Annotated in this window: 20 protein-coding genes; 7 read left to right on the forward strand and 13 right to left on the reverse strand. The window is 39.4% G+C overall.

The features are described 5' to 3' along the window. Window positions 1–110: 110 nt before the first annotated feature. The gene (locus EHQ58_RS06215) at window positions 111–668 is read left to right on the forward strand and encodes a histidine phosphatase family protein (RefSeq protein WP_135623018.1); all 558 of its coding nucleotides are present in this window, start codon (window positions 111–113) and stop codon (window positions 666–668) included. Here the strand turns inward: EHQ58_RS06215 and gatB are convergent. The 6 genes from gatB to EHQ58_RS06245 form a co-directional block, all read right to left on the reverse strand. Beyond that, window positions 665–2,131: an Asp-tRNA(Asn)/Glu-tRNA(Gln) amidotransferase subunit GatB gene (gene gatB, locus EHQ58_RS06220; RefSeq protein ID WP_135623019.1), complete on the reverse strand. Its 1,467-nt coding sequence runs from the start codon at window positions 2,129–2,131 to the stop codon at window positions 665–667. The two genes, EHQ58_RS06215 and gatB, sit on opposite strands and share 4 nt — an antisense overlap. 55 nt (window positions 2,132–2,186) lie before the next feature. Continuing rightward, entirely contained in the window at window positions 2,187–3,284 is a 1,098-nt protein-coding gene (locus tag EHQ58_RS06225) for a bacteriohemerythrin (RefSeq protein ID WP_135623020.1), read from the reverse strand. 45 nt (window positions 3,285–3,329) lie between these two features. Further along, complete coding sequence (locus EHQ58_RS06230; RefSeq protein WP_135623021.1) at window positions 3,330–4,790, reverse strand: HD-GYP domain-containing protein; 1,461 nt, start codon at window positions 4,788–4,790, stop codon at window positions 3,330–3,332. A 142-nt stretch (window positions 4,791–4,932) separates the two neighbouring features. Further along, on the reverse strand, window positions 4,933–6,411 hold the full coding sequence (locus EHQ58_RS06235; RefSeq protein ID WP_135623022.1) for an aldehyde dehydrogenase family protein: 1,479 nt from the start codon (window positions 6,409–6,411) through the stop codon (window positions 4,933–4,935). A 36-nt stretch (window positions 6,412–6,447) separates the two neighbouring features. Further along, window positions 6,448–6,987 (reverse strand): hypothetical protein, encoded by a 540-nt coding sequence (locus EHQ58_RS06240; RefSeq protein WP_135623023.1) that lies wholly within the window; start codon window positions 6,985–6,987, stop codon window positions 6,448–6,450. Window positions 6,988–6,993: 6 nt separating this feature from the next. Next, complete coding sequence (locus EHQ58_RS06245; RefSeq protein ID WP_135623024.1) at window positions 6,994–8,529, reverse strand: methyl-accepting chemotaxis protein; 1,536 nt, start codon at window positions 8,527–8,529, stop codon at window positions 6,994–6,996. A gap of 264 nt (window positions 8,530–8,793) precedes the next feature. Between EHQ58_RS06245 and EHQ58_RS06250 the strand changes: the two genes are divergently transcribed. Genes EHQ58_RS06250 through EHQ58_RS06265 form a run of 4 tightly spaced genes read left to right on the forward strand, consistent with a single transcriptional unit; the run spans window position 8,794 to window position 14,678 of the window. Continuing rightward, window positions 8,794–9,810 carry a FliG C-terminal domain-containing protein gene (locus tag EHQ58_RS06250; RefSeq protein WP_135623025.1) on the forward strand — a complete coding sequence of 339 codons (1,017 nt, stop codon included), beginning with the start codon at window positions 8,794–8,796 and terminating at the stop codon, window positions 9,808–9,810. A gap of 4 nt (window positions 9,811–9,814) precedes the next feature. Beyond that, window positions 9,815–10,738: a flagellar assembly protein FliH gene (fliH, locus tag EHQ58_RS06255; protein WP_135623026.1), complete on the forward strand. Its 924-nt coding sequence runs from the start codon at window positions 9,815–9,817 to the stop codon at window positions 10,736–10,738. Continuing rightward, complete coding sequence (locus tag EHQ58_RS06260) at window positions 10,735–12,693, forward strand: sensor histidine kinase (RefSeq protein WP_135623027.1); 1,959 nt, start codon at window positions 10,735–10,737, stop codon at window positions 12,691–12,693. Before fliH ends, EHQ58_RS06260 begins: the two co-directional genes overlap by 4 nt. Continuing rightward, on the forward strand, window positions 12,690–14,678 hold the full coding sequence (locus EHQ58_RS06265) for a 7TM-DISM domain-containing protein (protein WP_135623028.1): 1,989 nt from the start codon (window positions 12,690–12,692) through the stop codon (window positions 14,676–14,678). The genes EHQ58_RS06260 and EHQ58_RS06265 overlap by 4 nt, the downstream gene beginning before the upstream one ends. Here the strand turns inward: EHQ58_RS06265 and mtnC are convergent. From mtnC to EHQ58_RS06280, 3 genes are read right to left on the reverse strand one after another with little or no spacing between them, the layout of a single operon-like run. Next, window positions 14,652–15,404, reverse strand: a complete 753-nt coding sequence (mtnC, locus tag EHQ58_RS06270; protein WP_135623029.1) for an acireductone synthase — start codon at window positions 15,402–15,404, stop codon at window positions 14,652–14,654. The genes EHQ58_RS06265 and mtnC overlap by 27 nt on opposite strands. Further along, window positions 15,371–16,738, reverse strand: coding sequence for an MFS transporter (locus EHQ58_RS06275; RefSeq protein ID WP_135623030.1), 1,368 nt, complete (start codon window positions 16,736–16,738; stop codon window positions 15,371–15,373). The genes mtnC and EHQ58_RS06275 overlap by 34 nt, the downstream gene beginning before the upstream one ends. Continuing rightward, a complete protein-coding gene (locus EHQ58_RS06280; protein ID WP_135623031.1) occupies window positions 16,735–17,757 on the reverse strand; it encodes a hypothetical protein in 1,023 nt (340 codons plus the stop codon). The genes EHQ58_RS06275 and EHQ58_RS06280 overlap by 4 nt, the downstream gene beginning before the upstream one ends. A 132-nt stretch (window positions 17,758–17,889) precedes the next feature. On the opposite strand from EHQ58_RS06280, the gene EHQ58_RS06285 reads away from it, so the two are divergent. Then, window positions 17,890–18,705, forward strand: coding sequence for a WecB/TagA/CpsF family glycosyltransferase (locus EHQ58_RS06285; protein ID WP_135623032.1), 816 nt, complete (start codon window positions 17,890–17,892; stop codon window positions 18,703–18,705). A 23-nt stretch (window positions 18,706–18,728) separates the two neighbouring features. Here the strand turns inward: EHQ58_RS06285 and EHQ58_RS06290 are convergent, their stop codons facing one another. Beyond that, window positions 18,729–22,286, reverse strand: a complete 3,558-nt coding sequence (locus tag EHQ58_RS06290; protein WP_135623033.1) for a tetratricopeptide repeat protein — start codon at window positions 22,284–22,286, stop codon at window positions 18,729–18,731. A gap of 146 nt (window positions 22,287–22,432) precedes the next feature. Between EHQ58_RS06290 and EHQ58_RS06295 the strand changes: the two genes are divergently transcribed. Beyond that, on the forward strand, window positions 22,433–23,308 hold the full coding sequence (locus EHQ58_RS06295) for an early set domain-containing protein (RefSeq protein WP_135623034.1): 876 nt from the start codon (window positions 22,433–22,435) through the stop codon (window positions 23,306–23,308). A 182-nt stretch (window positions 23,309–23,490) separates the two neighbouring features. On the opposite strand, the gene EHQ58_RS06300 is transcribed toward EHQ58_RS06295, so the two are convergent. From EHQ58_RS06300 to metK, 3 genes are read right to left on the reverse strand one after another with little or no spacing between them, the layout of a single operon-like run. After that, entirely contained in the window at window positions 23,491–23,823 is a 333-nt protein-coding gene (locus EHQ58_RS06300) for an ATP-dependent Clp protease adaptor ClpS (RefSeq protein ID WP_246047194.1), read from the reverse strand. A gap of 19 nt (window positions 23,824–23,842) precedes the next feature. After that, window positions 23,843–24,808, reverse strand: coding sequence for a transketolase family protein (locus EHQ58_RS06305; protein WP_135623036.1), 966 nt, complete (start codon window positions 24,806–24,808; stop codon window positions 23,843–23,845). A gap of 3 nt (window positions 24,809–24,811) precedes the next feature. Continuing rightward, complete coding sequence (metK, locus tag EHQ58_RS06310) at window positions 24,812–25,978, reverse strand: methionine adenosyltransferase (RefSeq protein WP_135623037.1); 1,167 nt, start codon at window positions 25,976–25,978, stop codon at window positions 24,812–24,814. Window positions 25,979–25,998 lie beyond the last annotated feature (20 nt).

Genomic DNA, 25,998 nt, shown 5'->3' on the forward strand with positions numbered 1-25,998 from the left:
TGGAATTTCTGATTCAGATTTTTAAGTGGGATTGACCAATGCCAAAATAGGGGACTAGATTCCAACCTCAAAAGGAGGGGATTGATTCTCCAAACTTCAGGATTATTTTCATGGAAATCATACTCGTACGCCATCCCGAAACCATAGCTCCAAAAGGAATGTGTTATGGAAGTCTGGATTTGGAACTAAAAGATCCTGTGGAAATCACTCGAGAAAGAGTCATTCAAAACCTAACAGATCGCCCCGATTTAATCATCGCTAGCCCCCTTCCCCGGGCAAAAAAATTAGCCGACTCCCTTGCTGAATATTTTAACCACAAAGAAGTAAAAACTGACGACCGTTTAATGGAAATGCACTTCGGCGATTGGGAAGGTAAAATGTGGGATGAATTACCTAAATATGAAACGAAACATTGGATGAAAAATTTTGTGACGGCAAATGCACCTAACGGTGAATCCTTTCTTGAACTAGAAAAAAGAGTGCTACATTTTGCAGAAGAGTGGTGGTTGCATCCTACCAATCCGAAAATTCAAAATCTTGAAAATCGGCGCCTAATGATCGTTTCTCACTCCGCACCGATTCGAGTTCTAATCTGTCAAAGACAAGGGATCCCACTTGCACAAGCGTTTAAGTTAAACGTTGACTTTGGTTCTGTTACGATCCTCTAGTCTCTCTGTTTTTTCTCACCGAGGGGACCAAGCTTCGATAGGATCATCTCGTTCACAAGTTTCGGATCGGCTTTACCTTTGGTTTCTTTCATCACAGCACCTACAATCGCACCTAAGGCACGATCCTTGCCATTTTTCCAAGCTTCTACCGACTCGGTTTGAGATTCCAAAACACGTATCACGATTTCTTCAATCGCTTTATCATCTCTAACTACTTTAAGTCCTTTTGCTTCTACAATTGCCTCTGGCTGGTCTGTGCTTGTTAGCATGTCTTCAAAAATGGTTTTGGCAATTTTCCCTGTGATTTCGCCACTAGCAATCATTGCGACAAGCTTACCTATACGTTCCGGACCAACACTAAATTCTTCAATTGAAATGTTTTCTTTATTAACGATACCCAGAACTTCATCCTTCACCCAGTTGGAAGTTTTTTTGGCATCTTTAGATATCACTAGAGCCTTTTCGAAATACTCAGCTATTTCTCGTTCACTCGTGAGGACCTCTGCATCATATTCTGGAAGTCCTAAATCTTTAATATATCTTTCTTTTTTAGCGCGTGGCAGCTCAGGTAGATGTCTGCGAATATCATCTATATATTTGTCAGTGATCACTATCGACGGAAGATCTGGTTCTGGAAAATAGCGATAGTCATGGCTCATTTCCTTACTGCGCATGGGAATGGTTTTTAGAAGAGCCGCATCCCAAAGTTTTGTCATCTGCTTAAAAGACTCGCCTCGAGAATAAACATCTTTTTGCCACTCTATTTCGTAATCTATCGCTTGTTTGACGGCCTTAAACGAATTTAAGTTTTTAATCTCAACGCGAGTTCGAAATCCTTTTTCGCCTTTAGGTCGAATGGAAACATTGGCATCACATCTGAGGGATCCTTCTTCCATATTACAATCAGAAACTTGTATGTATCTCAGAAGGGTTTTCAATTCATTTAGGTAGGCATAAGCTTCATCCGAAGAACGAATGTCAGGCTCTGAAACGATCTCAATTAAAGGGGTACCAGCTCTATTATAATCAACATAAGATCGATTTACGGATGAATCATGAGAGTGGATCAATTTTCCAGCATCTTCTTCCATATGTATCCGAGTTAGAGGAACAAACTTTTCAGTATCCTGACCCTTCCATTTAACAAAAATTCCACCCTTGGTGGCATAAGGCTTGTCGAACTGAGAAATTTGATATCCTTTCGGTAAGTCAGGATAAAAATAATTTTTGCGATCAAACTTTGTGAACTGCGTGATCTCACATCCGAGCGCTAGGCCAGCACGGACTGCTTTTTCTAAAACCACTTCATTTAAAACAGGCAATGTTCCCGGAAGAGCCACACAAAGAGTAGAGATATGCGTATTGGGAGAACCGCCAAATTCGTTTGTGGCGGTTGAGAAAATTTTTGACTGGGTGTTCAACTGAACGTGGACTTCGAGTCCGATGATTACTTCGTATTCCATGGTATAGAAACAGGATTTCTAGCAAAAATCCAGGTGGCAATTGAAAAACCCTGGATCAGACGTCTGAATTTCTTTCTAGCACGGCTTTGTATAAGTTTTTTTGCTCAGCTGAGATCGAAACCTCGCCATTTTGATGAAGTTTTTTAGTAAAATCTGATAGCTCTCTCACCCGATCTTTAAAAGCAATGCCAAGCTTCCTATCTTCAAACGCAATATGCGATAAAAGCCAATTCTTTAAATCTTGTATTAGATGAGCGGCAACGAGCCGATCTCCTTTTTTGTTTTCATCACTTCTTAGTTGGACGAAGTCGATAAAACGCTTATGTTGCTTCATATGATTGGCAAAATCAACATATCGGAACTGGCGCATAATTCGATCTTCTACAGAAAAATGATCCTTAGTATAATCGATTGCTTGGACTATTATATTATGTAAAACTTCATTTGTAACATTTCCAGAAGCTAATATTTTATCTAGCTCAACGATCATTTTGAGGAGCCACATATGTTGAAGGTCTATTATGGGTATGTTAGTCGCTAGATTGTATGTTCTCCAAATTTTCCGAATATCCTGAACGATGTCAGAAGATTCAGAAGTTTGGACTTGGGTAGATTCTTCAGCTGCTGATATATTTTGATAGATCAATAATTGATCTTTCGAGATTGTATATTTCCTCTCTTTTAATATCTGATTAGAATATTTGTTAACCTTTATATCTTGTTTATTAAAAAAATCTGCATAGTCTGCATCATCATGTAGTATATGCTGAAAGAGCCATTTTTTCAAAATCTGTAGTAAACCAAGTGCGGCAACTTCATCATTCTCCGCGCCGCTAAATTTTTCAGCAAGCTTCGCTACGAAATTCCTGTGACCTTCAACATGCTGTTCAAAATTCGGATAATTAAAATGGCTTAAAATGTCTTCTTCCAGAGCAAAATGTTCTGAGACGTATTCAAGAGCCCTGGTAAACGACAATTTAACGTCATCTGAGAATGATTCTAAAGTTACATCCGTTAAAGCTTCTTCCAGATTTAAAATTGTATAAACAAGCCACAGGTGTTGCAGGTCAATAATGGGAATCCCAAGACTGAACGGCTGGCTAAACCACAAATTTTTAAGCTCTTCCAATTTTTTAGCAGGATCTTTAGGCATGCTCCTACTAAATTTACGGGAATTCCGACTAGGTCATTTCATTTTTTAACCGACGGTGCTTAGTTTGCTCGCCATTTCAAAGAGGGGGCCATTCAAAATGGGATCGATCAGGTAAATGATTCTTTGGGTGCTCGATGTTTGTGATGCGAGATCCGTGATGGCTCTTCTTCTATCCATTTTAATCTCTTGTGTATCAAAGTCTTCAATATGATATTTTAAACCCCGTTTAAAGATAGGTTTAATGGTGCAGATTCTTTGAATTTTTGGCCTTGTTTGGTATCGATCCAATTCTATGACTTGGCAGATATCGAAGTGGGCGCGTTTTTCCGAATCTACTGACGCTGTAATGACAAAATCTCCAAGGTTTATAATGTTTTCATTATTGGTCAAACTTGCTCCCACGTAGTCTAACAAGTGTCTTATGTTTTTGTTACTATACGAGAAAAAGGAATCATTTACGATTATTTTTAAGGCAGTAGAGGATTTGTAAGCAGGGCGCCAAGATTGATTGGTAGTGAGCGATGCATATTCGCTTGCCAAAGAAAGAATCGCAATATCCTCTTCAAAATTTACTGAAGATACATTACTCTCTTGGATTTTTAATTGAACCTCAATGTCTTCAATGATCTTTTTCTTACTTAAATCTTTCAAAAATTTATCTCTAACGAGCATTAACTTATTGAAAACGTTTTTTGTATCTGGAAAATTATTATTTAAACCGTTACCTCGAAAAGGACGATGATGGTTCAATACCAAGGTACGAACTTCTGTTGGAATATCGGAAGCAGACAAAGTCATTAGGTAGCTGAGAGTGGGATGTTGTTGGATAAGGGCGTATTCTTCTTTTCCAAGCTTAGGACTATCGCTTAGACTTAACTTTGAATAGCCGATATCGGCTAGAAAACTTGCGGTCATGACAGCAAGATGATCTTTCTTATTGGGTTTTTTATCTTCGTCTGTTACTATTTTTTTTGTTCTTACTTTCATACCCATCGCAACAATCGTGCGTTTTGTCATAAGTTCAGATTCTAATGGTACACCTGCCACATTCAATATCTCTAATATGTTAAACAATCCATGTTCGAAATCGGGATTACTGGTAAAATCATCTAAGACGGCATTCATCGATTTTTGAACTCTTGCAGAATGCTCCAAAGAGAAAGTTTCCTTCCTTAGATCGTTCAGAAGAGAAGCAGTCTGCTTTGCAAATTCGGTCGTCTTTTCTGCATCAAATAGTTTTACATTTTTGGAATCAGTCTCTGTGGAAGTTCCTACGCTGATCCTTTGGTGATCTTTGGCAAGATAATAAGCACCTTGGAGTTCTATCCGGAGCAACTTACCAAAATCATCTTCGGTAGGATTCTTTTTTTTCGACATAAGGAGTTTTCCCTCCTTATCATACAAATCAATGGATATATATTTGTTCTTTCGAAAAGAATTTAGGGAATCTTCTGAGAATTCAAATTGTATCAGTTGATCTGTCGAAATCGATTCTTGCTCGCTCACAATTCCTGCCTTTAAAAATAGATACGAAGATCCCTAAGATAGGACGAAACAAACATTAGAATCTTTCTCATTTTTTTAAAAAATACCCTGATTGCTACGAAAAGAAGGCCAGACTGCCCGAAGGCAGCAATCTTTTCTCAGATTAAACAAACCACTTTGTCGTAGTGTTTACAATAAATCTCACAAAACCAGTATAAGGTGGGTACATCAGAGTTGGCATCGAGAGCTTTGGAGATTGTAAGACAGACCTTTCATGTGAAAAAGCCTTAAAGCCAAAGTGTCCATGGTAACTACCGTGGCCAGAATGATTGATCCCGCCGAATGGAAGATTTGAATTTACTAAATGTAGGATCACGTCATTGATTACAGAGCCGCCAGCAGAAGTTCTTTGCAGGATGTATTTTGAAGTTTTGTTACTATCTGTGAATATATAAAGTGCGAGTGGTTTTGGTTTCGAATTTACAATTCCAATCGCTTCATCCAAAGTATCATATCCAATAATTGGCAATAGTGGTCCAAAGATCTCATCTTCCATAATTTTTGCATTTAAAGGAACATCTACGAGAATGGTTGGCGAAATGAAATTATCATTGCTATTGACCGTTCCACCAAATGCAATTTTTGCACCTTTCTTCACGGACTCATCAATGTAACCAGAAACCCGAGCAAAATTTCTCGAATTGATGATACGGCAAAAATCTGCGTTCGTTTGGAATTGATCGTCTTTTGATTTAAAATACTTTTCTGTTGCAAGTTTTGCATAGTTTACGAAGGCATCCACTTTAGTTTTCGGGATCAGCAGATAATCCGGAGCAACACAAGTCTGTCCTGCGTTTAAAAACTTACCCCACATGATGCGCTCAGCTGCTAGTTTTAAGTCAGCATCCTCTGCAATGATTGAAGGAGACTTGCCACCTAACTCCAAAGTGACAGTCGTTAAGTGCTTGGAAGCAGCTTCCATAACTACTTTTCCGACTGGTGTCGAGCCAGTAAAAAAAATATGATCAAAGGGCATCTCAAGTAAAGCAGTAGAAACGTGTACATCGCCATCAAAAACAGCCACTTCTTCTTCACTAAAGATTTCTTTGACGAGATCCTGAATTACATGAGATGTATGCGGAGTGTATTCAGATGGTTTGATTACAACCGTATTGCCAGCGCTAATGGCTGCCGCAAGAGGAGCGATTGCCAAATAAAATGGATAGTTCCAAGGCGCAATGATCAGGCAAACACCTTTTGGTTCATAAACCAACTTGCTAGTTGCGCCAAACAATGTGATCGGTGTACTTACATGAACTGGTCTCATCCAAGTTTTTAAATTATGGATCGCATCGTTAATTTCAGCAATGCTAGGTAGGATTTCTGAGATATCCACTTCCGCCGCGGATTTATGAAAATCACTATATAAGGCTTTTTGGATTTCTGATTGGTATTTAAAGATACCATCACGTAATTTTTTGAGTTTAGTTATGCGGTCTTTTGAAGTTGAGGTGCGAAGCTCGAGGGCTTTCTTCTTCTGAGCAGGGAAAATACGAGCGATATCGCTGGGAGTAAAACTCTTTGAATCCTTTGTCTGGATGTGGTTCCCGTTTTTTGTATTTGAAATAGTGGCTTGGCTCATGAACTTACTCCGATTGCTAAGTTTGCACGATTTTACCTAAAGAGACAAGGATTTTTTCGTATTTTGATTCCATTCCTCAAATTTGGTTTCAGAAAAATTTTCCAAAAATTCGATCTCTTCGGAACCACTTTTATGAAGGAGAACAAGATTGGAATGATGACTTTTCTGATAACTTTCTAGATGTATGATCTTGAGCAGTTTGCTTTTTTGTTCAGGTGGTAATCTCACCCATTTTACATTTGGAAATTGGTTGGAAGTTAAAAATGCGCTCTGACCATCGCTATTTGGAAGTTCAATAAAGATGACCTGCAGATTCCCGAGTGAATGATTTTTTGCAATTTTCTGGAGAATTGGTAGGGTTTTAGCGCACACAGTATAACAATTATTATATCCAGTAAAGAGGATCGAATCTACTTTCGAATTTTGACCCAGTTCAAGGATTTCCTTCTCCACGGTTGTCAGTTGAATCGGCTCTTCTAACTTCACTCTAATTTTAAATAGACTCTGAGTAATGGTGCCGAGGAACAGTCCTGAGATGATCCCAACTAAAATCAAAATGAATAAAAACTGTTTCAAACCGAATTAGGAAATTTCACTGATCAAAATGTTCATTGCGTGAAAACCCTTTTCCGTTTCATCGATCAGCGTAACAATCTCATTGGCCAGCCGTTTGGAATCCTCCACGCTATCTTTCAATTGATTGAGATCACTTTTGATTTGAATGACGAGTTCTTCCTGACCCCTAGCCTGAGAGACAACTTCATTGCTCTGATCAGTTACTTTTTCAATCTGGTGTTTCATCATTTGCTGGTCCTTTCCTGCATCGATGAGTGTATTTTCGATTGATGTTAACATGCCTCCCGCATCCTTTACTTTGGAAATGAATGTCTTGTTTAATTTGACTATTTCTAAAGATTCAGTTTGACCTTTCTGTATCTCTGAAGCCATAGTTTTTACAATGGTACCTATATCTCGGAGTGCAATCTTGGTCGAGTCTGCCAATTTTGAAACTTCTTGAGCAACGACACTAAATCCTTGACCAGCATCTCCTGCTCTAGCGGCTTCAATAGAAGCATTTAATGCCAGTAAGTTGACTCTTTCGGCAATCTCACGAATTACTTTTAAAATTTTGTCCATCTCAGAGCTATACCGATTCAGTGAATCAAAGGAAATTACGATTTTGCTGATCCCTTTCTCGCTTTTATCCGCTTCTCCGATTGCGAGATTCATTCCTAGAGTGGCTTGGTTAGTTGCCTCATTGAATAAATTAATTTTTTGAAGAAATTCTTCTGATATTACTTTCAATTCTTTCGTAGACGACTGCTGGTCATTGCCTGCGTGCAATACTTGTCCGGCTCTGTCATAGTTTTGAGAAATACTAGTTTCAATTGCCACTAATGAATTTGTTTCCGTATTACTTTTCTCTTTCCAACTATTTGCGGTCAGGATGAGATTAAAATTTACTTTTTGGAAGTCATCGGACCTTGCTTTTGCTTCACGTGCTAACTCTCTTAACGAAATGTTCGATTGTTCGGCAATAGTGATTGATTGGATCTGACTTACTAACCTCTGTCTAAAAATGAAAGCAAAATATGCAAGAGTTCCACATTCTACGATCACAAAAAATGCATGGAGGGCGACAATATCCCATCCACATCCATAATTAAAAATTTGGATGGGAACCCCAAATAATGTTAGTTCTAACATCTGAAACAAATTAAACAAGGCATGATGGACGGCAATGAAGGCACCTGCGCTGATAAAGATAATCCAATCTTCGTAGATGAGCAAAAGTGCAATCGCAGAGAAAACATGAAAGTGCATCTCGATCCGGCCAAGTTGGGCTTGGATAAAAATCGCTGACCACAGCATCACCAAACATGAGTTTATAATTCTTAACTTTCTTTCACCGCGAAAGAGAATAAATGAGATACCGCCAAAAAAAATAGCAAAAACCGAAAGGAATGCGGTCGGCAATAACATTGCGTAAGGATAAGAGAAGGCAATCGCAATGGGAACATGAAGAAGAAAGAGGATGAGAAAAACTTTGTCCGCAGAACGACTTCTAATTCTGATTTCTTCTTTTACTTTCTTTTCGATAGTTACTTCATTTGACATTTAAAATATAACCATATCCCATATTATACTATTAGAAAAATTATATAAATGAGAGAAATGAATTAATCGTTAACTCTTAGAATTTTAAAACGCCAAGTGCATTCAATTTTATATCACCAGTTTAAAGAGAACACAAAACTGCAATCAAGGTAAGCAGACGGTTGCTTGGAGCGAATCTCACTCCGAAAATTATTGCCAAGACCTGTGAAAGCGGATAAAAATTGATTTGTACAGAGATCGGTTTTTAGGCATTATGTCTTCTAAATGCCAAAGAATCTGGGAAAAAATCGTGCCGCTCTCGCCTACCAGATTCTGGGACGCTATTTACCGGATGCCGTTTTCGAGCATTTGAAGCCCGCGGAGATAGAACTTCTTTTAGAAAAGGTCGGAACGAATTTAAAACCTACAGCAAAGGATGAAAAAAGCATCCTCCTCTCTTTCACCCATTTCCTACAAAAAAAGTCCGGATTGTCTCCCTCTGCCCCAAAGTCCGAGTTACTTACAGATCCGGTGTCCGAAATGGCCCTTTTTCCTTCGGAAGAAGAGAATATGGTGAAAATTCTAGAAGAAATGCTTGCAGAGGAGGTGGGAAATCGCTCGCTCACGGACCGTTTGCAGGAAAAATCGCGAGAAGAATTGGCGAGCCTCGTCAATGAGGAATCCCCTCTGGTTGTCGCTCGTCTCCTAGCCTTCGCAAATCCGGAAGAAGCCGCTGAGGTCATCGGGCAATACCCCGATTCTTTGCGGGAAGAAATCATTTTCTCTCTCTCCCAAATCGATTTTCATTCGGAAAGGGAAAGGGACGAACTCGAACGTTTTTTGCGTTTCAAAACCGAACTCATCGCCAATAAAACCCCTATGGGCAAAGTGCGAAGCCGAAAGGCCAAAACCGCTGGCGAGCTGCTCACCCGGCTGCCGTTGCAACATTCTCAAAATTTAATTGAACGAATTCAGAAAAAAAGCCCCGAATTTGCCGAAACTATTATAGAACACTACTTTCGTTTGGAAGATCTGCTTTACCTGGGTCGAACGAGTTTGACTCGCTTTATGGCAGAGATACACCCACTCGTCATCGCGTGCGCGCTAAAGGGAGTTGAAACTTCCTTCAAAGATTCTATCTTTGAAAATTTAGAAGCATGGCTTGTGAAGGATATCAAATTGGAATGGGACTCGCTCGGCCCTATTTCACTTCTTGAAATTGAGGAAGCCCAAAAAGGTATCCTTGATCGACTGCGAGAAGATATCGAAGAAGGTAAAGTGAAACTTTGGAGAAAAAAGTAAGGTTATGGCAAAGCTAGTATTTAAACCCATTCAAATTGCCGACTTACAAGAAGAAGTTGAAATACAACTTCCAGATAAGTATAAAAAATTTCATAAATCAGAAGAACAAGATGATTTCGAGATCGACCAAGAAGGTAACATCATCGAACAGTACCAAGGTCCTTCGATTGAGGAAATCGAGGCTGAACTTTCTAGGTACAGACAAGAAACAGAAGAGCAAGTCAGACAACTTCTAGAAGACGCAAAAAAAAGATCGAAAGAAATCGAAGAGGAAGGTAGAACAAAAGCCTTCCAAATGATCCAGGACTCCAAGGAGAAGATCAAACTCGAAGAAGATTCAGGACGCGCAAAAGCAGAACAGATATTAGATCGTGCGAAAATGGAAGTCGAACGAATGATCAAAGAAGCCGAGATGAAGCAGGCTGAAATTGAACATGAAGCTTACCAAAAAGGATACGATGCCGGACGAGAAGTCGGTTTCAAGAAAGGCCAAGGGGAAGTGAAGCGACTCATTGACCGTCTGGGAACTATCATAGGTAAGGCGATTGATATTCGAGAAGAGATGATCGCTGCATCCGAAAAACAAATGGTAGAAATGATCCTTGTCATTGCTAGAAAAGTGATTAAAGATGAGATCATCGAACGTAAAGAAATAGTTCTTAATAATATTCGTGAGGCTATGAAACGAATTAAAGACAGAGATCGTATTGATATTCGCGTAAATTTTGCCGATCTTGAACTAACTACCGCACATAAAGATGAGCTCATTAAACTCATGGAGTCTCTCCGAAAAGTTAACATTTACGAAGACTCGCGTGTGGATAGAGGCGGTGTTATTATTGAAACTGACGTGGGTGCGATTGATGCTCGTATCTCTACTCAGCTCAAAGAAATCGAAGAAGCGATCCGAAACGTCGAACCAATATGATTCGCTTTTTCTCAGTCAGCAAATTTACCTTTGCAGTTTTGTTATGTTGTTTTTGCATTTCGACAGAAATCTACAGCGAGTCCTGCGGAACGTTTATCACCTCTTGGGAAAATCCGATTTCCTTAATAGACAATTGGCAATTTCGCAAAGGGGACAATTTAGATTGGCGCGATGAGAGTGTCGAAGAGAGTTTTTGGGTGCAAAGATCAGTGCCAGACTATGGCATTTCAAAAACAGAAAACCTAACGGGATATCACTGGTATAGATGTAGCTTTGTTTTACCTGAAAATTTTTCTGTTCCCGTTGAACCTGTTGCCATCAAATTAGGACGCATACGAGATATTGATGAATTTTTCCTCAACGGAGTACTCATCGATCATACAGGATCCGTTTTACCTAAATTGGAAGTAGATTTCCAGAAAGTTAGAATCTACTCGCTTCCTTCCCATATTTTAAAAGCAGGAACAAATACTATTGCCATCCGAATCTATGCGGCTACGAATTTAAATGGATTAAAGGAAGCACCCCTAATATATAAAGAGAGAACACTCCGTGACAATCTTTTCACAAGCGAACTCTTTGCTATTGTTTGCGGTTATGTTTTTATTTTTATGGGGTTATACTTTCTAATCGGTTCCATAGTCCGTGGAAGAAGTGGTGAAAACTTCTTTTTTGCTTTTTTCTCCATTTTTATCGGTTTCTATGTATTACTTAGAACCCAACACCGGAATATTCTGTTCGAAAGTTTTACCTGGTCTTATGTCACCGAACTTTTGTTATTGATCTGTTTGCCATCTCTGTTTTTAAACTTTTTACATCAGTATTTAAAGGTAAAAAGGAATTTGATTCTTATCGGTTACGAAGTATACTTAGGTGTACTTTTTATAGTAACCTTATTCTTTCGGACTCCAAAATCTTGGATACTTGTCATTGCACTCTTCAATTATGCGTTACCGGTAGCCCTTGGACTTGCTCTTTTTATTTTTTTACGTTATGGAAAGGAGATGATAGGAAGATTAAAGTACATTTTGATCGGACTTGCCTGCCTACTTCCTACAATTTTGATTGATAGTGCATCAGCACTCGAGATTATCTCTTTTCCTGGAACAATTTATGTAGGCTTTTTATTATTTCTTGTGATGATCTCGATCCAGTTGTCTAACGATATGGTTTTGGGTCTTAGGAATTTTATGGATCAAGAAAAAGAATTGATCCAGATGGAACGTGTAAAGACAGGATTTCTTTTAAATCTGTCTAGCGAATTCAAATCAGGAATGGAGAAAATTCAATTGGCGATGAATCGAATTGCCAATCCGCCAAAGGCGACGGCTCCTGCTAAAAAAACGAAGTCAAAAACAAAGTTAGAAACATTAAATTCGGTAGATGTCATTAAGCAAGCAGAAGATCATATCGCATATATGGGTTATATGGTTGAGGAAGCCCTACTCTTAAAACAGTTAGAAGAAAAAACATACTCTCCCGAATGGGAAACTTTCTCAATCTCTAAACTGATTCGAGAATGCGTATCTTCGATTGAAAATCATTTAGGACAGAAACGAAAAAATCTATCTATCGAAGTAAAGCCAGAATCTCTGGAAATTTTCCAGATACCTGAACTCATTTTTGTTATGATTCGCAATCTTGTGGAAAATGCATACATATATACAGATGTAAAAACGGAAGTAAGTATAGAATTTTATCTCCAAAACGGTTTCTATCACCTAATCATCACAGATGAAGGTTTAGGTATGAGCCAAATTGAAATGGAGACAATTTTTCAAAAATTTGTTCGTGGATATAAAGAATCCAAAAGTGAAATTCCGGGAGCAGGCATTGGACTCACGTTAGTTGAGGCGACAGCACAATATCTAGGTGGAACGGTTTCGTTAAAATCAGCCGAAGGAATGGGAGCAAGATTTATTGTCAAAATTCCTGAACAAAGAAAAAAACCATGATTAAGAAAACTCTTTTTGCTATCATTCTCATCTCAAGTATCATCTTTCTCGGAAATTGTAATAGGAAAATAGATGAAAAAGCAGTCGCGGTTTCTCTCTCCGGCGAGGATTGGGGGGTAATTTTTGATCATTCCGCAGAAATTCTCAGTCCTGAGTTTAACGCAAGCTCATTAGAGCTAACCTCCATTCCTGGAAACCTTCGAAATTTAAATCGTTCGTATCGTGGTCCAATCTGGATCAGAAAATCATTTGAAATCACAAAAGACCAACACGAGACAACACTTGCTTTAGAATTGGGTCGCGTGTATCAAAACGATGAAGTTTTTATAAATGGAGTTTTAATTGGCAAAGGAAATTCTCCTTTTGGAGAAAATCCTTTAGAGTATTCTTTTGGTCGTCCTAGAATTTATCCCATTCCCCATAATTTGATTCTAGAGAGCGAGAATGTTCTAGTCATTCGCATCGATTCTGATTTAACTACATCGGCCGGTATCATTACCGGACCCGTTCAGATTGTAACATACGAGGAAGCTGTTGAGGCGAAAAATTATGAATCGTTGAAAGAGCTTATCTTTGTAGGATTCTATTTATTCATTGCTTTATTCTTTTTTATTAACTATTTCAAAATGAGAGATAAAAAAGAATACTTCAGCTTTAGCATCTTGGCACTTATCTTCTCAGCTTTTGAACTCTCAAGAAATGAGGCACGGTTCTTTATCGGTGATTATTTCACATTTTTCAAGTTAATGGAGTATGGTTTTCTATTAATTCTTCCATACGGATTTATAAAGTTTATCCAAGACTTTTTTGAATTGAAACCAATCAGACTTCAATTCATATATCTGATTTTCCAATGTGTTTTCTTTTTGATGTTTTTGATCGTGCCTCGCCCTGTTTTTTGGTATAATTTCATAGGATACTGGGATATCAACCTATTCTTTATTGTAGGTTATGCGATGCACTTAACCATTCAAAAAATTAAAGAAAATGCGCGCGGTGCTTGGATTCATCTCATCGCATTAACGTATTTATTTTATGCAATCATCAAAGAGGTATCAATCGAGAGGGGGTATTTAAATGCTGTTTCCTCTTTAGAAACTTCATTTTTAGTTTATTTGATTTTAATGACTTTAGCCTTACGTTTTCAATTTCTTATTATGAAACGAAAACTACTGATGAGATTTGATAGATTAAAAGAAGCAGACTCATTGAGAGAAAAAATATTTTTCTATATGGACGCTATGATTAGTCAACCTCTAACACAAATGAAAGAGAAGTTGAAGGAATATAGGGAAAGTAAAGAAAAATCGAAGGAAAAAAGTATCATCAAGGAAGTCATTCAAATTCATTCATCCATTGACTCAGTTATGGATGATATCATTGAACTTTCTAGACTAGAAGTCATGAAAGAAGTGCCTTTTAAAGACCAAGTAAACTTTGTTAGCTTTATCAATGATGTAATACCTGATGAAAAGATTACATATTCGATAAAAGTTCATCCTGAAACTGAAATTTATAATAGTTTAGATCTGGTAAATTCAATTGTTGTAAGGTTGGTAGATTTTCCACCTTTTACAGAATTCTCTCATAATGATTTGATCATTACGCAAGATTTGAAAGGAAATGTACACTTTCGATTCTTGCTCTTTCATTCTAATCCGAAAGTAACGAATCGACTTTATCACGAGATGATAGAAAACTACCAAGCCTTGACACCAAATAAGGTTAAATGGGCAATCATCCAAGAAATTGTGCGTCTATTAGATGCTAAAATGGATTTTAAAATCATTAAGAAAAAATATTTAAAAATAGATCTTGGTTTGATGGCAAGTGCACCCGTTGAGACTGTAAAAGCATCCCCTACAGTTGTGGAGTTAGCAAAGCCGAATGCCCAGAAAGAAGATTGGAAAGTGACATTAAAACGATTTTGGCAAAAACTAAAATCGATTGAAATCAAATTACCCAAATCGAAAAAAAGAAAGTAAATCCTTCAAAGTTTTAAAGTCGTGAGCCGGCTGCTCGATGTTACCTGGACGATCAAGAATGATGGCCTCCATGCCAGCACCCTTGGCAGCAATGCCCTCCTCTACAATATCTGTAAAAAAAACAATTTCTCCGGGATCCAAATTTAGATGATGGGCGATGTTGAGATAACTTTGAACCTCTTTTTTCCCGCCCATACTTGTATCAAAATAATCTGTAAAAAAACCAGTAAGATCCCCAAAATTTGAATATTTATAAATTAAAATTTGTGCCTGAACACTTCCAGACGAATACACATAAGAAAGTATACCTTTTTCCTTAGCATTTTTTAAGAATTCAGGAAGATCAGAAAAAAGGATACTCTTGAGTACACCTTGTTCGTATCCTTCTTTCCAAATTTTTCCCTGAATCGCCTTGAGAGGACTGAATTTTCGATCTACATCGATCAAATAACACAAATAAGTTGAAATTTCTTTTTTAGAGAAGGAAACCATCTTTGGAAATATTTTTAAGAATTCTGGATCTGCTTTTGCAATATCTCTTTCGAATTCATGCTTAATTTCCGTAAACTCATGTAAATCTATCTCGTAAGTTTCAATAAAGGATGCCATCTTATTCCGTGCAAAGGGAAAAAGTACTTCATGAACAAAAGAGATAGGAGCAGTAGTACCTTCGATGTCTATCAAAAAAGCTTTCATTTTCTCTGCCCAGACAACTCCATTTGCCATTGTTCTCTCATCTTTAACTCGTCTTTTTCGTAATTAAAAATGATTAAAATCCAAGCCAAGGAACATGGAATCCAAAATAAGATTGAAATGGAAAGAGCCAGTCCCCTATCTGGCGTTAACCCTAATATGATCGCCGACATTGCTGGACCGAGGCCTTTTCCTAAATCATCAGTAAGATTATAAATTGAAAAGATAGCACTTCTTGCTTTAGGAACGTTCACATTCAATAATACTGCTCGAACATTGGCACCTGTAATTGAAATAAGAATCCCAGTAAAAATATTTAAAAATAAGAAGGCTAGGGAATTATGAATGATACCTTGTGCATAAAGAAGCATGACCGCAGGTATGACTCCTAACATCGTCGTAACCATACATAAAATCGGTTGGTATTTTTTATTTTTATTGTAAAGCCATTGTCCGATGACTCCACCAAAAAAAGTACCGGTAAAAACTCCTATGGCAGCGAAGGTAACCAAGCCGGAAGCTTCGGCCTTTCCAAATCCATACGTATGTTCGTAATAATCTACTAGAAAGACAAAGAACACACCCCAAGGGATGCAACCTGGTAACCCTTGTAAAAAGATGCCCAAGTTTGTTTTGTTTTGAAATAAAATCATAAAATCACTCCATGTGATTTTATGTGACAGCTCATCTTCGGAGACAATATCTTCTGCTCCGCCTCGTTTTGGTTCCTTACAAAATAATAAATAGATGGCTGCAAAAAAGAAAGAAGGAACCGACATATATATAAAACTTGCACGCCAACCGTTGATCGGATCTGCTTCTCCGAGAATCCCACCCATGAGCTGACCTACACCTATACCTAGTCCCATGGCAAGAGAGACAAATCCAGATGCGACTGCTCTTGAATGCGAAGAAAAGTAATCCCCAATGATGCTAAAAAGTATCGGAAAAATGCCACCTAATCCAAAACCACATAATGTACGTAAGATCAAAAATTGATTATACGTTTCCGCATACGCTGTCAGTAAGCAAGGAACTTCGCCGAGTAATACTGTGATGAGTAGTAAATTCTTTCTAGAAAAATTTTGAGAAAGATAACCCATAGATAACGAAACAGTTCCGCCTAAAATAAAGAAGAGTATCGGAATGATCCCTCCCATTTTCCAATCAATCTCCTCGGGGTTGGTAATGCCTAGAGACGCGGCAATATTTTTCATATTTGGTGCGATCAGATTTTGATCTCCAAACAAAAAGAATGCCATACCGAGTATGACCCAGAAGGCCAAGATTCCGCGTGGTCCATGGCCAGCTAATTCTGATAAGCCGATAAATCGAAGGAGGGTTTTTGGTGGGGCAATTGTTGTCATTTTGGTTTTACCGTGCTAGTTGACTTTTTATAAACAAAAAGGAATGACAACGAGAAAAATAAGGCTAAAAATCCCACGACCGCAAATGTCGATGTATCCCAGGTTGTCAAAATAGTTCCATTTACGATTTCCGGATTGCCAGTCAAAGCAGCAGGCACCGCTTTTCCGCCAGAGAATTTCATTTTTACCACTTTCGGGGTCTCTGAGGCAACCAAAGCATAGGCACTGAGGCCCACTGGAATATCTTTTTCTAGACGAGTGGATGTCCCTCCAGAGAGGATCTCGAGTTCCATATCTCCAGGTTTTACAAAAATAGGAAAAGATCCAGATTCCCCTTCTATTAACAGACGTTCTTCGATGACATCGTCATCATTCGAAATTAGATAAGATACCTGTAATTCTGAAATACCAGGCAGAACTGCCCGATCTAAGATGCGGCCCAAATTTTTGCCCTCAGGTGTCGAAAGAGGAATCGCCATTTTTGAGCCTGGCTGCTGGATTTGAGCAAATACTTCCGTCGCCGTTTTCGGAATGTAATATTCGATGGGTTTCTCGACAGACAGAAACGATTTATTCGGAGTGGTTTTATTATCTATGAGAAAAAGTTTAAAAATTCTCAAACCTTTTTTCTCTCGTATGACTTGCATTAGACTTTTTATACTAATACTATCCCATGAATTTGTCATTTCATACACAGTGATTTCTTGTGCTACGGTACGAAATCTCGGGACGGGAGGTACCATTTTATTATAATTTACACCTAGATATGTAACTTGTACGAGAATTGGTGCTCCATCAGGTGCATCAATGGACGGAAATCGAAAGGACCCTGATTGGGGACCGAGGTCAGCCAGAGGTAGCATTGCACCTTGTAAGGCAATCAACTTGATTGAGTCTGCCTTACCTACACCGCCATTCGTTCCATTTTTTAAAGTGCCAAAGATCGTAACTTTTTCCGCATAACTAGAGCTAGTAATCAGAAAAAAGACAAGAAATATTTTTGATAGATTGAGAGACATTGTCATTTGATTCTTTGTCTCACATCTAAAAATCCAAGTGAAAAAATGATCCTTTTAAAAAATTTAGAGGCGACACAAAAACGTCTAAAGGTAACAGTTTTGAATGGGTAATTATAGGATAGCATTCCTGATATGAAGCAGCTTAGTGAAATCGTTCACAATTCCTCAAAAGAAGAGAGAGACATCCTTCTTGAGTATCAAAATATCGATGTTTCTAAATTAGAAACAATTCAGGTATTAGGGGTACCCATCGACAACGTAACAACTGACGAAGCCATCGCAAAGTTGTATCGGGTCCTAGAAAAAAAAGAGTCTATGCACTATGTACTTTTCTTAGATCCGATCAAGCTGATGAGAATGCGACCAGGAAAAGTTCTACATAGGATATCTGAGAAGGCAGGCACGAGACTTGTGGAAGGAGCTGGCATCAACTGGATGAGTTCTGGTCGTATCAAAGAGCGAGTCACTCCGATTGCTGTCATGATGGATTTGATTCGACTTGCCGAGTTAAAAGAATTTACTATTTTTATATTTGGATCGAAGGACGAGATCATTGAGCGCGTTTTCTTCAATCTAACACGTCACTTTCCAAAAGTTCGAATTGTGGGAAGACAAGCAGGCCACTTAGACCGGCAAAGAGAGATGCGGGTAAAGGAAGCGATTCGGAAAACTGGACCAGATATCATTTTCCTTGCGATGGATTTCCCCGAACAAGAAATCTGGATAGAAAACAATACCGGTTTTTTTGGAAAGGCGCTTGTTGTGGGTGTGGGTGGCGCCCTTGATATGTTATCCGGCGCAGATAGAAAGGCACCAGATTATTTCAAATCGAGAGGACTATCCTGGCTTTGGAGGATCATCACGAGGCCTTATCGGCTTAGACGTATGTGGGAGACCGTTTACTTTTTGTTACTTGGATTGATCGAAAGATTTAAATACAAAGGCTAGAGATCTTCCCTAGCCTTTCTTAATTACTTCATATCCTTAATTTTGTCCAAAGTGGGCGGCAACCAATCCTCTAAAAGCGGTTCCCGCTCAATTCTAGCCCTTGCAAAAACCAAATCCTTATTCGATGTGGCAATTTCGCTAACAATGCCTATACGACGAGCTGTCTCCATGGCCTTCCAATAGAATTTTAAGGCATTTATAGGATCCTGCTTTTTCTCATAAACGGCACCAATGTTATTATAGAGAGCCGTTAAGCTTTGGTAAATTTCTTGATGATCCGAATTCTCGGGCTCAAGTCGCCCAATGGTTAACTCACGCTGTTCATAATCATCTTTTAGCTTAAGATAATTTCCAAGCGCCGCATTGTACTGCCGTGTATAGTAAAACGAATTTCCCTTTCCAAGCAACAAGGTGGGATTATTGTAAATATCTTCGTCTGGCAACTCCGACCAATAATCAAGCGCAGAAGCAAATTCACCAGAATTATAATCAATCCAACCTAGATAGAACTGAATCTCTCTTAACATTTTTGGATCATTGGCAACACCGCCATCTGCTTCCAGCGCACTCTTAAAATAATCTTTCGCGTTTATGAGTCCATTTCGCCTTGACGTTTCTTCAGATGACAACTGTCCAAGACTTCGAGCAGGATATATTTTTTTACCTGGGAAATCTCTAACATTATCAACGCGATTCACACCTGCCGCTGCAAGAAACGCCATTTTACCTTTATCGAAATAGATTCTGCCTGGTTTACCCTCGAGTAAGGTTTCGTCTTCATCATTCTCACCAAACTTCGAATTATATTGCTTATAACGTTCTTCCGCCTCAGTTAATAAGCGTTCGGCCTCTACAGTATTTTCAACTTTCATATAATATTCGGCCATTAACAAAACTGCTAAGTAATGTCGTTTATCATAAGTCGCTGCGAGTTCTAATTGTTTTAAGGCTCGGCTTGCCTCTTCTTTTTTAAAGTAATACCTTGCACGTTGGTAAAATCCTTCAGCAAATTTACTGCCATTCTCCTTACCATATACTATGTTTAGCAGGTATTCTACGTTATCATCAATTTCCATTCCCGAAACTTGATCTTCTGGGTTGATATTGTATCTGATTCTTACATTCTCAGAATCCAAATCAATATAAAACGAGGCAAGCTTTGCTAAAACAGCAAGGGTCAATTCATCTTCTACGTTAAGCGCATTTCTGACTTGTCTATGATGATTTAAAACGTATTGCGGATTTCCATCTTTTTTCCACATTTCGATATATGTTGATAAAAGACCGCCGTGCCCTTTGGGATCTTTTGGATATTTTTCAATTATATCATTGTAGTATTTAACAGCTGTTCCAAATTCTTTTTTATGATAATATATCTTCGCAATTCCTTCCGTAGCATCCGCGTTGTGTGGATCGTTTGAATCAGTAAACACTCGTTTGAAATATTCGATAGCCAAATGATCATTTTTGTAATTTTTTGCGGAAGATCCCGGTGGAAACTCGCGGAAATCCCTTCTATGATTGGAATGAAATCTTCCTAAAGCAAGATAGGTATTTATATCATGAATATTATATTTGAGTCTTGAGGCAATGTAAGCACCGGCTTTAATCACCTTTCTTGGTACTTTATCTTGAGAAACCAAAGAAAATTCGTGATCAATAAAGTGTTTTTTACCAGCATGATCGACTCCAGAGTCCTGCCACTTTGATTTACTAGTTAGCGAAATGTTTGGAACCTCTTTACGTTTTTCCCATGATCTTACATGTTCTTTGTCCGCAGGCTCTGTTCCGAAATCTGGCTCAACCTTACCAAAACATTTTTCAAAGGCTTTTTCATAGAGACCGACTTTAGAATATGCCTCGCAATATTTGTTTAAGTATTCCAAACTAAAAGGATTGATTTCTTCCCCTTTATTAAAGAAATTTTCGGCTTCCACCAGTAACTTTTTCTTTTCGAGCGGATCATTCTCATCATTATAATCTTTAATTTTATCAAGACCGAGTTCATATTGTCCGCCGGCGGAGTAAGGAATCCAAACGTATCGATAGAAAGAAACAAGACTGATCACTAAAAATACAGCTGCCGCGGATGAGATGATCGTTTTTCTAATTAATTCTCGTCTTCTGACCGCACCTTCTTTTGTATAGGCATCTTTACTGGCGATGATCGGAACACCATCAGCTGAAAATTTCCCACTTGTGTCCGATAACTCAACTTTTTCTCCGAGCAAGGATCCCAAGAAGACGGCTACGTCTTCTGGCTTCTGTTGTGCCTTGATCAGTTCGATGATTTCCCTTTGATTTTTTATAGGGATGCGATTATTGACTAAGCTGTCAATGATCGTACGTCTTAACTTAGGCGGATATTTAACTAACTCTCGTTGAATGATGGCAAGATCTTCATCTGAAAGCCCAGCATCTAAATCCTCTTCAGGTTCGTCTTCTTTACCGAGAGCGTCTAAATCATCATCGATTCCACCACCACCACCGAAATCATCGGAGGATTCCATAGAGGAGACAGGCATGTCATCAATAGAAGGTGCAAAATCGTCAAAAGAGGAGGAACCTCCTAAATCATCATCAAGACCTGGAGGATCCATTCCAACACCGAGATCACCAAATGGATCATCGAAACCACCTGAGGAAGAAATTGGTTCCTCGTTTGTTATACTTGGCGGATCATCAAAACCAGCACCTAAATCATCAAAATCGGCGGTCTCCGTTGCTGGCGTGTCATCCATTGATGCAAACGGATCGGCAGCGAAACTATCAGCATTTTCGGTTTCATTTCCAAGATCACCGAATGGATCTCCACCTAAATCTGCTTCTGCGGCTGGAGCACCCAAATCGGCAAATGGATCCTCTCCGCCAGATGTTGGTTCACTTCCCATGTCAGCAAAAGGGTCATCTCCGAATGCAGGCTCTTCCGAGGATGATTCACCAGCAGAGTCATCTAAATTTGAAAACGGATCTGTTTCAGTTGGCTCCGAATCAAGGTTTACTGGCGGGGTATCAAAATCACTAAATGGATCAGCATCGGTATCATCCGAGGCTGGAGGCGTTTCTCCGCCTAGATCTGCAAAAGGATCTTCACCAAACGAGGGTTCTTCAACTTCATTTGGCAATTCAGCAGATGGCTCTTCAGTAGGTATATCAAAATCGTCTAACGAAGGTTCATCCTGAGTTGGAGACACATCAGCAAATGGATCTGCATCTTCCATCACGGGAGGTTTTGGTTTTGGGGGACCTTCGTTCAGTAATTCATCAAGGTCGATGTCATCGTCGCCGTCTATATCACGGAAAGGCGGTGGACCATCATCATTCGAATCAGAATCGAGTCCATCGCCAAACGGATCATCACCTGATAGACCGGAATCAGGGGAATCGTCGTCAGAAGATTCGTCGTATTCCGTGGGCTCCTCAGAAATGGGAGTTGGTTCTGTGTATCCTAACTTCTCGCGTAACACGCGCGCCATCGGGTTCAACTCTTCCGATGAGAGTGGATTTTTATTCAGCGCCGAAAGTAGACCTTCGATCTGTTGAATATCTTCCGGAGATAAATTATCTTTAGGCTCGGCCATGAGAGGATACGTTTCCTACTTAAATATCGGCCTCCCAGAAAATTGGCAGAATTTTTTTTTATTATGTCAGATCGATTTCGAAGAAAAAACCTTTCTCTGGGATTTCCACATTCTGCCGAAATATTTAGAAAGTGCACTAAATCGATATGCAAAAACGCAAATTATATATATTCTCCCTGATTTTTTTCCTTTCTGTTGGACTTTTTGGGCAAGAAGCCTTTGATTGGGTCGGCAGTTTCTCTTCTAAAGAATTAGAAATGCAAGATGAAACGGAGGACCAAGATAAAGTCTACTATCTTTGGCAATTAGAAAGCCTAAAAAAGAACATAAGCCCGAGATACATCCGCTACCTGGATGTAGAATCCTACGTGGAAACGAATCGGCTTTTACATAGAGGCATTCTTTTTTCTTATAACGGACTTCGCGAAGAAAGCGTAGAAATTTGCGGAAATTTTAATCATTGGGAATGTGTTCCCATGAAACGAAACAAATACGGTATCTATTATATAGTAATCGAGCCGAATTTACTCACTCCCGAGTATGAAGACGATCCGATCTACGAGTATAAATTTCGGGTGAATGGCCTTCTCACTTTCGACCCAGAGAATTTGGATCGATTGGAGGACGGGTCAGGTTCCTATATTTCAAGGTTCATTTTACCGAGTAAAGATACAAATCGTCAGACCCATAGTATCGTTTTGGAAGATTCAAATGTAGAGGAACTTGATCTAAGGACCGTTAGATTTCAAATCTATTTACCGCATGCGGAAGTCGTTAGTCTAGTAGGTGATTTTAATGAGTGGAATCCCGAAAATGACTTCCTTACGAAAGATCGTAATGGTATATTCTTTCTCGAAAAAAAATTAATGCCGAATGCTTCCTACCACTATCAATTCATCATTGATGGGGAATACCAATTAGATACTTACAATCCAATGACCCACATAAAAGCGGATACCGGCGAATCAGTTTCGTCTATCGATGTTCCAGGAAGATTGTTCGCTCTAGACCGAAAAGATTAGAAGCGACATAATTTCTGCGCGGATTTGCAAGCCCCCGCCCGTGTTCGGGTGGAGGCGGCGGGCTCGTGGGACTCTCGGCTTTCCCCTATCACACCTTCCTCAAAAGGTCAACAAGTCACCAGATCTGCATAAAAAATCTTAAGATAAGTTCGCTTTTTTGACTTACGGCGGGGCAACCATTTCTAATTTTCTAATGTCGCTGTCATCGATCCCTTCGAAGTCGACATACGAGGGTCGGGACCATAGCAAATAATTTTCTCGTGTATGAACTCTGCATGCTCAAGTTCTCCCGTAAAGACAATGGTCTTCTTTAGTGTATCTACTTCTATGGCATGCATAAATGCTTTTTCGATAGATATATTACAAACGGCCATTAGCATTTCGATGACATAGTCGTAGGTATGGTGGTCATCATCCCAGAGGACAACCTTCCAAGGTCCACCAAACGAGCGCTTGATGACGATTTCGGTTTCTTCAATAGTATCTGGCTGGGCAGTATTTGAGAATACGTTCACCCAATCATCTCCTGGCTGATTACTTTTTCTTTTTTGCGATTGCTTGCTCGACATGCGCGACAATATCTTTTGCTCGCATTCCAAAATAATCTAACAAACCACTCCAAGTTCCCGACTTTCCGAAAGTATCCTTCATACCAACTTTTAGAATCGGTACTGGGAATTCTTCAGATAAAAATTCTGATACTGCAGACCCAAGGCCACCGATCACGTTGTGCTCTTCGGCAGTCACAATGGCACCGCATTCTTTGGCTTTCGCGAGAATGGCTTCTTTATCCAACGGCTTAATGGTTGCCATATTGAGAAGACTGGCAGCTATTCCTTTTTCTTTCAGAATACCTACGGCAATCATAGCCTCAGACACCATAACGCCGCATGCAATGATACAAACGTCTTTACCTTCTGACAGTACTTCTGCTTTTCCGATCTCAAATTTATAATTATCTCTTTCAATCAAAGGAATGGCTGGCCTGCCCACTCGAACATAAACTGGACCTTTATACTCTGCGATGGCGTGAATCACCTGCTTAGTCTCATTAAAATCCGCGGGGCATATAACGGTCATTTCTGGTATCACACGCATGATGGCAAAATCTTCAATACACTGGTGTGAGGCGCCGTCTTCTCCAACGGTGATCCCTCCGTGAGAGGCAACCAATTTAACATTTAACTTAGGATACACGACACTATTTCGAACAACTTCCCATGCTCGTCCCGAAAGGAACATGGCAAACGAAGAAGCGAAGGGTATGAAACCAGATAAAGCGAGTCCGGCTGCATGTCCGACTAGATTCTGTTCGGCGACACCAATATTAAAAAAACGATCAGGATATTTCTTTTTAAAATCAGCAGTTTTTGTAGATCCTGATAAATCCGCATCCAAAACTACAATATCGGATTTAAGTGCACCAAGCTCAACTAACGCTTCTCCGTATGCATCGCGTGTTGCTTTTTTATCGGCGGTAGATTGGCTAGGTGCTCCCATGTTTTATCCTTTTTTTAGTGCTTCGACTTTGTCAGTTTTTTCCCAAGTGAATGTAGAACCAGATCTACCGAAATGACCATATGCTGCCGTATCTTGGTACTTTCTACCTTTCCCTAGTAGATCAAGAGAATCCACAATTCCCTTTGGAGTCAGTTTGAAGTTTGCTTTTACTCGTTTTTCGATTTCCGCTTCCGGGATGGTATTGGTTCCAAACGTATCCACTAACACAGAAACTGGTTCTGCAACCCCTATCGCATAAGCTAGCTGCACTTCACATTTCTGAGCAAGTCCCGCCGCCACAACATTTTTTGCAATGTAACGCCCAATATACGCCGCAGAACGGTCGACTTTTGATGGATCCTTTCCCGAAAATGCTCCACCGCCGTGCCTTCCCATTCCACCGTATGTATCTACTATGATTTTACGACCAGTCAGACCAGTATCACCATGTGGGCCACCAATTTCGAACTTACCTGTTGGGTTGATAAAATAACGAGGGTTGTTTAAAAAGTTTGCAGGGATTACTTTTTTAACGCATTCTTCAATGACTGCTTGTTCGATTTCTGCATGAGTCACACCTGGCGCGTGTTGTGTTGAAATCACAACAGTATCTACCTTAGTTGGTTTGCCGTTTTCATAAACAAAGGTAACTTGTGATTTGGAATCTGGGCGAAGCCATTTGATTTTTCCAGAATGACGTAACTCAGCTAGGTGTTCGAGGAGTTTGTGCGAGTAGTATATCGGAGCAGGCATAAATTCGGGAGTGTCATTGATCGCAAAACCAAACATCAATCCCTGGTCTCCAGCGCCCTGCTCTTTGTGAAGACCTTCGCCTTCATTCACACCTTGTGCAATGTCAGGAGATTGGCTATGAACATGTGAAGCAACAACCGCATAGTCTGCATCGAAGTACATATTGATATCATTATAGCCGATTTTCCGAATGACTTCGCGAGCCACTTCGGAAGTGTCTACCTTTCCCTTGCTCGTAATTTCACCAGCGATCACAACTAAATTCGTAGTAACGAGAGTTTCGCAGGCAACGCGAGATTTTGGGTCTTGGGATAAAAATGCATCTAAAATGGCATCTGATACTTGGTCACAGACTTTGTCTGGGTGTCCTTCTGAGACAGATTCGGACGTAAATATGAAATTTTGTTGAGAGGACATACTTTTTTTACCTTACTTCG

This window comes from Leptospira ognonensis, from assembly GCF_004770745.1.
Classification (GTDB): domain Bacteria; phylum Spirochaetota; class Leptospiria; order Leptospirales; family Leptospiraceae; genus Leptospira_A; species Leptospira_A ognonensis.

Bases quoted from the DNA above. Each gene is read 5' to 3' on its own strand.
- metK (WP_135623037.1), bottom strand. From the start codon at position 25,978: ATGTCCTCTCAACAAAATTTCATATTTACGTCCGAATCTGTCTCAGAA.
- EHQ58_RS06260 (WP_135623027.1), top strand. From the start codon at position 10,735: ATGATTCGCTTTTTCTCAGTCAGCAAATTTACCTTTGCAGTTTTGTTA.
- EHQ58_RS06305 (WP_135623036.1), bottom strand. From the start codon at position 24,808: ATGGGAGCACCTAGCCAATCTACCGCCGATAAAAAAGCAACACGCGAT.
- EHQ58_RS06285 (WP_135623032.1), top strand. From the start codon at position 17,890: ATGAAGCAGCTTAGTGAAATCGTTCACAATTCCTCAAAAGAAGAGAGA.
- EHQ58_RS06295 (WP_135623034.1), top strand. From the start codon at position 22,433: ATGCAAAAACGCAAATTATATATATTCTCCCTGATTTTTTTCCTTTCT.
- EHQ58_RS06245 (WP_135623024.1), bottom strand. From the start codon at position 8,529: ATGTCAAATGAAGTAACTATCGAAAAGAAAGTAAAAGAAGAAATCAGA.
- EHQ58_RS06225 (WP_135623020.1), bottom strand. From the start codon at position 3,284: ATGCCTAAAGATCCTGCTAAAAAATTGGAAGAGCTTAAAAATTTGTGG.
- EHQ58_RS06215 (WP_135623018.1), top strand. From the start codon at position 111: ATGGAAATCATACTCGTACGCCATCCCGAAACCATAGCTCCAAAAGGA.
- mtnC (WP_135623029.1), bottom strand. From the start codon at position 15,404: ATGGCAAATGGAGTTGTCTGGGCAGAGAAAATGAAAGCTTTTTTGATA.
- gatB (WP_135623019.1), bottom strand. From the start codon at position 2,131: ATGGAATACGAAGTAATCATCGGACTCGAAGTCCACGTTCAGTTGAAC.
- EHQ58_RS06290 (WP_135623033.1), bottom strand. From the start codon at position 22,286: ATGGCCGAGCCTAAAGATAATTTATCTCCGGAAGATATTCAACAGATC.
- EHQ58_RS06280 (WP_135623031.1), bottom strand. From the start codon at position 17,757: ATGTCTCTCAATCTATCAAAAATATTTCTTGTCTTTTTTCTGATTACT.
- EHQ58_RS06235 (WP_135623022.1), bottom strand. From the start codon at position 6,411: ATGAGCCAAGCCACTATTTCAAATACAAAAAACGGGAACCACATCCAG.
- EHQ58_RS06275 (WP_135623030.1), bottom strand. From the start codon at position 16,738: ATGACAACAATTGCCCCACCAAAAACCCTCCTTCGATTTATCGGCTTA.
- EHQ58_RS06265 (WP_135623028.1), top strand. From the start codon at position 12,690: ATGATTAAGAAAACTCTTTTTGCTATCATTCTCATCTCAAGTATCATC.
- EHQ58_RS06250 (WP_135623025.1), top strand. From the start codon at position 8,794: ATGCCAAAGAATCTGGGAAAAAATCGTGCCGCTCTCGCCTACCAGATT.
- fliH (WP_135623026.1), top strand. From the start codon at position 9,815: ATGGCAAAGCTAGTATTTAAACCCATTCAAATTGCCGACTTACAAGAA.